This is a genomic window from Marinibacterium profundimaris (assembly GCF_002210095.1).
GTDB classification, from domain to species: domain Bacteria; phylum Pseudomonadota; class Alphaproteobacteria; order Rhodobacterales; family Rhodobacteraceae; genus Marinibacterium; species Marinibacterium profundimaris.
Map to the genome: position 1 here is coordinate 1 of NZ_AQQR01000044.1, position 9,373 is coordinate 9,373.

Annotated in this window: 7 protein-coding genes and 2 pseudogenes; 8 read left to right on the forward strand and 1 reads right to left on the reverse strand. The window is 63.7% G+C overall.

Annotation, left to right across the window (positions count from 1 at the left end; all coding sequences use genetic code 11):
• Positions 1–509 precede the first annotated feature (509 nt).
• The 4 genes and pseudogenes from ATO3_RS28095 to ATO3_RS29430 form a co-directional block, all read left to right on the forward strand.
• The gene (locus tag ATO3_RS28095; protein WP_088653033.1) at positions 510–1,433 is read left to right on the forward strand and encodes an ArdC family protein; all 924 of its coding nucleotides are present in this window, start codon (positions 510–512) and stop codon (positions 1,431–1,433) included.
• Positions 1,434–1,523: 90 nt separating this feature from the next.
• The gene (locus tag ATO3_RS28100; RefSeq protein ID WP_088653034.1) at positions 1,524–1,913 is read left to right on the forward strand and encodes a DUF3768 domain-containing protein; all 390 of its coding nucleotides are present in this window, start codon (positions 1,524–1,526) and stop codon (positions 1,911–1,913) included.
• 148 nt (positions 1,914–2,061) lie between these two features.
• Entirely contained in the window at positions 2,062–4,035 is a 1,974-nt protein-coding gene (locus ATO3_RS28105) for a ParB/RepB/Spo0J family partition protein (RefSeq protein ID WP_088653035.1), read from the forward strand.
• A gap of 66 nt (positions 4,036–4,101) precedes the next feature.
• A pseudogene (locus ATO3_RS29430) lies at positions 4,102–4,440 on the forward strand (regulator); the annotation flags it as partial.
• A 42-nt stretch (positions 4,441–4,482) separates the two neighbouring features.
• Here ATO3_RS29430 and ATO3_RS28115 read toward each other — a convergent pair.
• Positions 4,483–5,651 (reverse strand): IS3 family transposase gene (locus ATO3_RS28115; RefSeq protein ID WP_088653036.1). Its coding sequence is split into 2 segments (ribosomal slippage): positions 4,483–5,387 and positions 5,387–5,651, totalling 1,170 coding nucleotides; the frame shifts between segments, so codons are not numbered across the junction.
• Positions 5,652–5,718: 67 nt separating this feature from the next.
• On the opposite strand from ATO3_RS28115, the pseudogene ATO3_RS28120 reads away from it, so the two are divergent.
• The 4 genes and pseudogenes from ATO3_RS28120 to ATO3_RS28135 form a co-directional block, all read left to right on the forward strand.
• Positions 5,719–6,222, forward strand: a pseudogene (locus tag ATO3_RS28120) (DUF6927 domain-containing protein); the annotation flags it as partial.
• A gap of 90 nt (positions 6,223–6,312) precedes the next feature.
• Positions 6,313–6,555, forward strand: coding sequence for a type II toxin-antitoxin system Phd/YefM family antitoxin (locus ATO3_RS28125; RefSeq protein ID WP_088653037.1), 243 nt, complete (start codon positions 6,313–6,315; stop codon positions 6,553–6,555).
• Positions 6,545–6,964, forward strand: coding sequence for a hypothetical protein (locus ATO3_RS28130; RefSeq protein WP_088653038.1), 420 nt, complete (start codon positions 6,545–6,547; stop codon positions 6,962–6,964). Before ATO3_RS28125 ends, ATO3_RS28130 begins: the two co-directional genes overlap by 11 nt.
• Before the next feature lie 173 nt (positions 6,965–7,137).
• The coding region (locus tag ATO3_RS28135) for a strawberry notch-like NTP hydrolase domain-containing protein (protein ID WP_143747419.1) at positions 7,138–9,373 on the forward strand (2,236 nt) is incomplete at its 3' end.

Here is a 9,373-nt window from a genome sequence, read left to right on the forward strand (position 1 = left end):
GGAACCCCGCTGTCAGGCAGGCGGCCTCAATCGGGCGGTTACAGCCAGTCTCGGCTCACATCTATCCCGATGATCCGACCGTGTGTTACCTTCTCCATGCTCTCCTCCTTCTGATACGCGGTCCCACGAGGGCCGCTGGCAACTGTTCGAGACAATGAAGGAGAGGCGGTGCCGACAGGCTAAGAAGCGTGGCCATGCCACAAGGGTCAGACGTCGCGCACCACCCCGTCACGGGTCCTGGCCGGGACACGTGACGGGGTCACGCTAGCAGATCTACGATACAGAAGGGTCAGCTTGGCGCGATTTCTGGGCTTCCGCTGGACGGGTGCCGAAAGACATTTCGTGTCAGCGATATGAAAAAAGTAAAAGCGAGCTTTGGGTTTTGCCGGATCCGGAGCCAAGGGGTTGGGGGTCAGGCAGGGTTCTGGACGGACCCTGCCGTCCCCTCCAAGGGTGTTTCCCTGACGGTACCTCCGGGTCTGCACACTTACCAGACATCGGAGATCATCATGGCCAAATCCAGCAAACCAAAGTTCGACGCCGCGGCATCGATCACCAACGAACTCATTAAGATCATCGACCGGGGCGTGCTGCCCTGGCGCAAGCCATGGACGGTCGGCGGCAGTTCCGTGCCGCTTCGCCAGAATGGCGAACCCTACCAGGGCGTCAACAACTTCTTGCTGACCATGCGCACCATGATGGCCGGATACGCCTCGCCTTACTGGATGACGTTGAGGCAGGCGAACGAGCTCGATGCGAAAGTCATCAAGGGCTCGAAATCGTCGGTGGTCGTCTATTACGGGACGGCCGAGCGCGAACAGGCCGAAAGCGCCCACGGCGGGGAGGCGGAAAACAAAGACCCCAAAACCATCCCCTTCATGAAATCCTATCGCGTCTTTAACGCCGATCAGATCGAGGGGTTGGACCCTCGCTTCCATCCCGCTGCGGCCGAACCGGAAATCCATCCCGAACGCGCACGGATCCCGCATATGCAGAGCTTCTTCGAGGCAATCGGTGCCAATGTCAGCTTCTCTGGTCGGGAAGCATGTTACGTCCCGAACCTCGACAAGATTTACATGCCCCCGATCGAGCTCTTCGAGAATCCGCGGAATTTCTACGCCGTCTGGGGTCACGAGCTGGGTCACTGGACGAAACCCCGGCATCGGTTGAACCGCAGCTATGGCGACGCTCGGTTCGGGAACACGGCCTATGCCCGCGAAGAAATCGTGGCCGAGCTCTGTACGGTGTTTTTGGGTCAGAAGCTGGGGTTCTCCGCGCATACGCTGGAGCTGAACGCGGCCTATCTCGACAACTGGGTTCGCGTACTCCGCTCGGACAAGCGGGCGATCTTCAAACATGCGGCGGACGCGCAGCGTGCCTGTGACTATCTCGTCGCGGCCTCGGAGGCGGGGCAGGGGGAACAGGCCGCTTGAGGCCGGGGCTGTCCGGGCTGGTAGGGTGTGGTGAAAGGAAAAGCTGGCTTTGGGTCTGGTGGTTTCAACCCATCCGGAAAGGACAGACCCATGAGCCATGCCGAACCCGCAGGTTATCACGGCCCGTATGCCACCGTCATCGCCGCCCAGAACGACGCCTTCCGCAGGTTTGCCTGCCTTGGTGTCACCCCGGATCAGCCGATCCATGGCCGCCTCGTCGTGACCCAGTCCCTGATCGAGGCCGGCGATGGCTTCGTGATGGAAGCCGTCCAGGCCACCGGTGCTTTTGATACATTCGAGCCGGACAACGACCCCGAGGGCTGGCACGATTTCGGGGCGGTGACGATCCGGGGTGAGACCGTGTTCTGGAAATTGGATCTGTATGAAGCCAGTTCCGATTTTCGCTATGGGGCGGAGACGCCCGAGAACCCCGAGACCACCATGCGCGTGCTGACCGTCATGATGGCGCGCGACTGGTAGGGCAGGCCGCACCCCAACCTTCCATCACCGACAGGCCCGCTGACCCTTCGAAAGGGAAAGTGGGCCTCTTGTCCTGTTAGTTCCCGGATCCGGGGATCGGTCGCACGGAAACGCGCGGCCCTCTCAAACACGTCGAGAAGGACATGTCATGACTCACACGTTCAAACCCACCACCGTCGCCATCGGCGACCTCGTCGCCCATCCCGCGAATGTGCGGACCAATTCCCCCGAGACCTATGCCTCGGAGAACATCGCAAATCTGAAGGCCAGCATCGCTGTTCTGGGCCTCCTGCAGCCGCTGCTCGTCCAGAAGATCGATGGAAAATACGGGTTACTGGCCGGTGGCCGTCGCCATGCCGCATTGATCGAGCTCGTCGCGGACAAGACCGTCAAGGGCTTCACCAACCGCACCAAGATCGACTGCCGCCTGGTCCCGGACGATTGCGATGTGACCACCGCACTCTCGCTCGCGGAAAACATCACCCAGGCACCGATGAATGCCATCGACGAGTTCGAGGCCTTCGCCCGGATGATGGAGGTCGATGGCCAGACGCCCGAGACCATCGCCAAGACCTTCGGCACGACCGTCGCTGCCGTCAAAGGCCGTCTGCGTTACGGGCTCATCCACCCCGACATCCGTGCCGCGGCGCGCGCGAAGTCGATCACGCTCGATACGATGAAAGCCTTCGCCGATCATCCGAGCCAGGAGGTGCAACGCGAGGTCTTCGAGGCGCTGACCAAGGAGGACAGCTACCTGCAGGCCTATACGGTTCGCAACGCGCTGAAGTCCCGCGGCGTCCAGGTCAGCGACGATATCGGGGCCTTCGTGCGCAAAGACTACGAGGCGCGCGGCGGTGGCATCGCGGCCGATCTGCTTGATGAGCATTCCGTGCTCGAAGATTCCGAGCTGGTCGAGACGATCCTGCTCGAGAAGCTGGCGGCGGCGGCCGAGGAGACCCGCGCGAAGATGGGCTTTGCCTGGGCGGATGCGGTGATCCGTTACGACTATTCCGCCATGGCAGATTATGGCCGGGTCTATCCCGGTCCGGTCGAGCCGGATGAGGAGGGCCAGAAGCGCCTGGACGAGATTACTGCCGTGCTCGAGACGCTCGAGCGCGAGATGGAGAACGAGGAGCTCGAGGATGAGGCCTACAACGATCTCTACGAACGGGTGGACGAATTGGAAGCCGAGGCACGGGATCTGCAGGAGGCCTATGGCGCGGAGGATCTTGCGCGATCCGGCGTCATCGCCTCCTGGTCGAACGGGCAGGTGACGTGCCATGTCGGCCTCGTGCGCCCCGAAGACAAGGTCGAGAGTTCCGGCAAAGTTACCGGCGGCCCAAGCGAGAAGGGCACGGCGGAGAGTGACGAGATCACCTATCCCGCTTCGCTGACCGAGGATCTCAAGACCGAGCGGGCGATGGCGCTCGGTGCGGCGATGACGATGCACCCGGAGGCGACGCTCGATCTCACGCTCTTCAAGTTGGTCACGGATGTGCTGACCAGCGGTATGGGCGTCACCCAGGCGATCAAGGTCGATGCGCGACAGGAGTATCGCACCCACGCCAAGATGGACGAGATCGACGGCACGTCGCTTGAACAGGCGGCCGAGGCCCATGACGCGCTCGACCTCTCCTGGGCCGATGACGCGAAATCCCCCGCCGACCAGTTCGCGCTCTTCCGGGCGCTCGATGCGGGCGAGAAGGCGAAACTCGTCGCCTATGCCACGGCGGCGACCACGCAATCCTGTTTCGCACGGGACCGGCAGCGCGACAGCCTGATGTTTGACTTCGAGGTGGAGATCATGCCGGACATCCGGGCGCACTGGACGCCGAATGCGGCGCTTTTCAACCGCTTCAAGAAGGCCTGGCTCCTGAAGATTCTGGGTGAGGAGTTGGGGCTCGCGCAGGAGGCGGTGACATTGGCCTCCTCGACCAAGAAGCAAGTCGTCGAATTCTGCGACAAGCTCTTCTCCGAGCCTTTCGCCACGCTGACGGAGGCGCAGCGCGCGGCGGTCGCAGCCTGGTGCCCGCCGATGATGCAGACGGCAGGTGTCGAGCCGGTTGATGCCAGCGAGGCCGAGACACCCGAAGACGAAGCCGACGTCGCAGAAGCGGCCTGACCCTACAGACGACCCGCTCCGACCGGGGCGGGTCACACCCTTCTCTCCATCTTACAGGTAAATCCCATGGCACTTCTCAGCTTCACCGCGGCGAGCGTCGCGGCGCAGATCGCGCATGCGCGCGGCTGCTCCACCTTCCTTCCCAACTGGAACGGGCCGGTCGGCAAACCCGCCCTGATCCTGATCGTCGGCAATGGCGTCCATCTGCGCTCGAACGGCATCGATGGCACGTCGACACGGATCGTCACCACCGAACGCGCCGATCCCTCCTACGCTTTTGCCGAGGGCATCAACCCGTTCCGGGATCCGGACTGGATGGCGGCGCGGCAGGCGGCGTTTCGCGATCTGACCGGCCAGTTCTACACGGACATCCTCGACGACGTGCAGATGCTCATCGACCGCGGCCATGACACTGGCCTGCCCCGATCGAGTGGTCCGGTTTCAGTCTTAGTGCATAACGGGTCTTGGTGCTACGGCTGGCGTGGCTGGCGAAGCGGTTCCGGGTGGCGAAGCCGGCCACAAGACGACCACAGGAGCTGGCGGTTTGTAGCCCAGAGATGAGTGTGGGCGCCTTGTGTTGTAATGCCGGCGCCAGCTCTCGATGATGATCTTCGCCTCGGCCAAGCTGTAGAAGATCTCGCCGTTGAGCAGCTCGTCGCGGAGCCTTGCGTTGAAGCTCTCGCAGTAGCCGTTCTCCCAAGGGCTGCCGGGCTCGATGTAGGCGGTCTTCGCGCCGACGGCGGCGATCCAGTCCCGCACTGCCTTCGCCACGAACTCTGGGCCGTTGTCGGATCGTATGTGATCGGGCACGCCCCGCAGGATGAACAGGTCTGACAGCATGTCGATGACGTCGGTCGATCGGAGCTTCCGATCGATCCGGATCGCCAGGCACTCCCGGGTGAACTCGTCGATCAGGTTGAGCATCCGGAACTTCCTTCCATCGTGGGTCCGGCTCTCGACGAAGTCGTAGGACCAGACGTGGTTAGGGCGCTCGGGCCGCAGACGGATGCAGGACCCGTCGTTGAGCCAGAGCCGCGACTTCTTCGGTTGCTTCTGGGGAACCTTCAGCCCCTCCCGCCGCCATATCCGCTCGACCCGCTTCACGTTTACCGCCCAACCGGCTTCACGCAGCAGGGCTGTGATCCGGCGGTATCCGTAGCGCCCGTATTGCGACGCGAGCGCGATGATGTCCGCCGTCAGGACTTCTTCATCGGCCCGACCTTGCGGCACCTTTCTCTGGGTCGAGCGATGTTGCCCGAGCACGCGGCAGGCGAGGCGTTCCGAGACCCGGAACTTCTTCCTGATATGCTCAATGCAAGCACGGCGGCGGGCGGGGCTCAGAAGTTTCCCCTGGCTGCCTCAGCCAGGATCAGCTTCTCGAGCGTCAGGTCAGAGACCGCCTTCCGGAGACGCTCGTTCTCCTTCTCAAGCTCCTTCAGCCGCTTCACCTGGTCGGTCTTCAAGCCGCCAAACTCCTTGCGCCACCGATAGTAGGTGAACTGCGTCACTCCAATCGATCGCACCGCCTCGGCCACCGACCGGCCCTGCGATACCAACACATCGACCTGCCGGAGCTTCACGACAATCTCCTCGGGCTTATGCTTCTTCTGGGGCATTCCTTGATCCTCCATCTGGCTCGAAAGCCTACTTCAGGGAGGACCACTTTTCAGGGGGCAGGCCATTGGCGTGCCGATTGAAGACAGAACCTACGTGACCGATGCCGACGGGTCGATCACCTTTGGAGCCGTGTTTCTGACCCGCTATGACGAGGGCTGCTGGGGCTACAAGGACATGGAGGAGAGCGCCGGGCCCGTGGAGTCGCGCGCGCCGCTCAGCCTTCTGGCGTTGCTCTCCGAGTTGAAGGATCCCGACAGCTATGCCAATGCCTGGCGTCAGCGCTGCCGCGACTGGGCAGCAATCCCGGACTACGACGAGGGTGACAAGATCAAACTGGCCGCACCGGTAACGCTGACCGATGGCAGCACCTGCCAGATCGTGACCGCCACCCATTACCGGCGCGGAGGGCAAAAGCGTCGCTGCTACCGCATCGAGGAGACAGGCGGCCTCGTGCGTCTGTCGAAAGCTTCGCTCGCCGGGTCCGAGCTCCTCGGCTCGGCGAAGAGTGAGGCGAGTCCGGTTCTGGCCGAGTTTTTCGCCGAACGGAGTGCTGACGATGCGCCACCTTGAGGGTCTGACCTCCTGTCTATCCTGCCTCTTGCAGAATATTAAGAGATTACGTATATTCTTGCTAAACCAGAAAATCTGTGGAGAGCCAGGATGAAGCAGTTTGCAGCAGGGGAACTGACCCGCAACACGGGCGATCTCTTCGAGGCGGCGACCGTTGCCCCGGTCGCAATCACGAAGCACCGTAAACCGCGCTTCGTGGTTATGTCGATGGAGCGATTCCAGGCCCTGACGGCCGGTCGCGGGTCGCAGGTGGCGCTCGATGTGGCCGACATGCCCGAAGAACTGGGCGACCTTCTTGACCGGGGTATCGAAGAGCATTTCCGTGACCGCTGACTTCCCCGCCGCGGGGCAGGTCTTCGACTATCATTTTCTCTGGAAGTGGCAGGCGGAGCGCGGCGAGACGGAAGGGCGGAAGAAGCGGCCGAGCTGCGTCGTAGTCGTCGTCACCAATCAGGCCGGACAGCACGTCATGTTTATCGCGCCGATCACCAGCAAGTCCCCGGCTCCGGGGCGGACGGCCCTAGAGATCCCCGAGACTGAGGCGCGGCGAGCGCGTCTCGAGACCGACGTACCGCTCTGGGTCATCCTGGACGAGTTGAACGCCGACGTTCTCGAGACCTCCTATACGCTCGAAGAGCGGTCACCGCGCGGATCGTTCGGTGCGGCCTTCACCGACGCGATCCTGCACGAGGTGCAGCGCCTTCGGACCGCCGGCGGGCTGAAGCTGTCGCGCCGGACCTGAGTCCCGAACACCGGTAAAACGGACGCCCCGGTCTCGCCGCCTTCGCGAGAGACCGCGGTCCGATCTCTCGGACCTCCTCACTTTCCAAACTTCCAGCTGCCTCCAACGCCTGAAAGGGGAAAGGAGGCTTTCTGTCCTGTCAGACCCGTAACCTGACTGGAAGGACTGACGACATGGCCGATCAAAGACCGAAGCATGGACCCGATATCCCATCCCAAGCCCGCCTCCGTGAGGCCTTTTCACAGATCGCCAGAGAGATCGATCACCAGCCCCTCAGAAGTTCATCGCTGGCGCGGGTCATGCGTGAAACCTTCGATGGCAGCGATGCCAGCGGAGCGTGGTCCTGGCGCATGGCCTATGACGTGATGCAGGCCGCAGCCGTGATGCAGGTTTTGCAGGGCAGCGATCCGGACGCCATCACATCCGCCAAAATGCTCGCCACGCGGCTCCTGACGGAGACCCGGCGCTCCGAACAGCAAATCCGCCTGCAGCAATTTTCGACGCCGCTGGCCTATGCAGTCTTGGTCACGTGTGCCGCGGCCATCCGACCCGGCGAAACCATGCTGGAGCCCTCGGCGGGCACCGGCGCGCTGGCGAGTTTTGCCGTCCGCGCGGGCGGCAAGCCGATGCTCAACGAGATCGATCCCTTCCGCCGGGCGCTGCTCGAGGCCGTGTTCGGGAGCGAGGTGACCGGTTTCGACGCCGAACATATCGACGATCTCCTGACGGTGCCCGACCTTCCCGGTGTCATCGTGATGAATCCGCCCTTCGCCTCCTCGGTCGATCGGTCGCGCGACAAACACATCGCGGCGAAACATCTGATTGGCGCCGCAAAACGCCTCGCGCCGGGCGGACGTCTCGTGGCGATCATGCCGATGGGCTTCACCCCGGAGAGGGACGCGGCGCATTGGGCACGGGCCTCGGCAATCGCAAAGCCTCGCCTTGCGCTCACGATCCCCGGCCGTGTTTACGCCAAGCTCGGCACCACCGTCGAAACCCAGCTCATGGTCTTCGACAAGGTGCAGGAGGAGGTCGAATGCGTCCGCGCGGTTGTCGATGATCTGGATGCGGCGCGGCAAATCGTCGACGACGTCGCCGCGACCCGACCCGCCACTCCTACTATCCAGGCCACTGCGCAGGCGCGGCCTGGGTCGCGCCGGGCCGGTGTCCCTATTGCACGCGAGCGCCCAATCGCCCAGGCGGCGTCTGCCAAACCCAAATCGCATGCCGCCATCCCGCTGGCCTTCACCTGCCTCGCCATGCCCCGCGAGAACACGCCCGTCTCCGACATCTATGCCCGCTACCGTCCGCAGCGGATCGAGATCGCGGGGGCACAGGAACATCCGACCCCGCTGGTCGAGAGCATCGCCATGGCCTCGGTGGCGCCGCCGGCACCGTCGAGCGAGGCTGCCGCGCACCTGCGGCTGCCCGGCCGTCTGATCGAGGGGGGCCATCTCTCCGAGGCCCAGCTCGAGACCATCCTGATGGCGAACGATGCCCACGAGCGCGACCTGCCGGGGCGGTTTACCATTGACGAGGACCAGACCCGGATGACCCGCGCCGACGATGATCCGGAGGCCCGCGCCTATCGCCTCGGCTACTTCCTCGGCGACGGCACCGGCTGCGGCAAGGGGCGGGAATGCGCGGGGCTCATCCTGGTGAACTGGCTCGCGGGCCGTCGCAAGGCGGTCTGGATCTCCAAATCCGCCACGCTCATCGAAGACGCCATCCGCGACTGGACCGACCTCGGCGGCTCGCCCGCCGACATCCAGCCGCTCTCCAAATGGAAGCCTGACCAGCAAATCCCGATGGGCGACGGCATCCTCTTTGTCACCTACGCGACGCTGCGCTCAGCCGGCAAATGCGGCACGACCCGGTTGAACCAGGTCCTCGGTTGGATGGGCGACGGGTTCGACGGCGTGCTGGCCTTCGACGAGGCCCATGTCATGCAGAACGCCGCCGGGTCCGACGAGGGCAGGGGGGTCAAACCCTCCCAGCAGGGCCTCGCCGGGCTGCGTCTGCAGCTCGCCGCCCCGCGGGCGCGGGTCTTCTATGTCTCGGCAACGGGCGCCACCAGCGTGCAGAACCTGGCCTATGCTTCACGCCTCGGGCTCTGGGGGCAGGGACCGGAATATCCCTTCCCGAGCCGCGAGAGTTTCGTCGCGGCGATGGAGGCCGGCGGGGTGGCGGCGATGGAGGTGGTGGCGCGCGATCTGAAGACGCTCGGCTTCTACACGGCACGGGCGCTCAGCTTCGACGGCGTCGAATACGACGTGCTCGAACATGCGCTCACGCCCGCCCAGATCGAGATCTACGACGCCTATGCCGGGGCCTTCCGCACCTTATGCGCAGCTGCGCATAACGTCCGTAATCGCGAGGACGCGATAATGCGAAGGAATGCGGCACCAT

What these genes read in the sequence shown, in the direction of transcription:
- ATO3_RS28095 (WP_088653033.1), top strand. Translation starts at nt 510, where the DNA reads ATGGCCAAATCCAGCAAACCAAAGTTCGACGCCGCGGCATCGATCACC.
- ATO3_RS28100 (WP_088653034.1), top strand. Translation starts at nt 1,524, where the DNA reads ATGAGCCATGCCGAACCCGCAGGTTATCACGGCCCGTATGCCACCGTC.
- ATO3_RS28105 (WP_088653035.1), top strand. Translation starts at nt 2,062, where the DNA reads ATGACTCACACGTTCAAACCCACCACCGTCGCCATCGGCGACCTCGTC.
- ATO3_RS28125 (WP_088653037.1), top strand. Translation starts at nt 6,313, where the DNA reads ATGAAGCAGTTTGCAGCAGGGGAACTGACCCGCAACACGGGCGATCTC.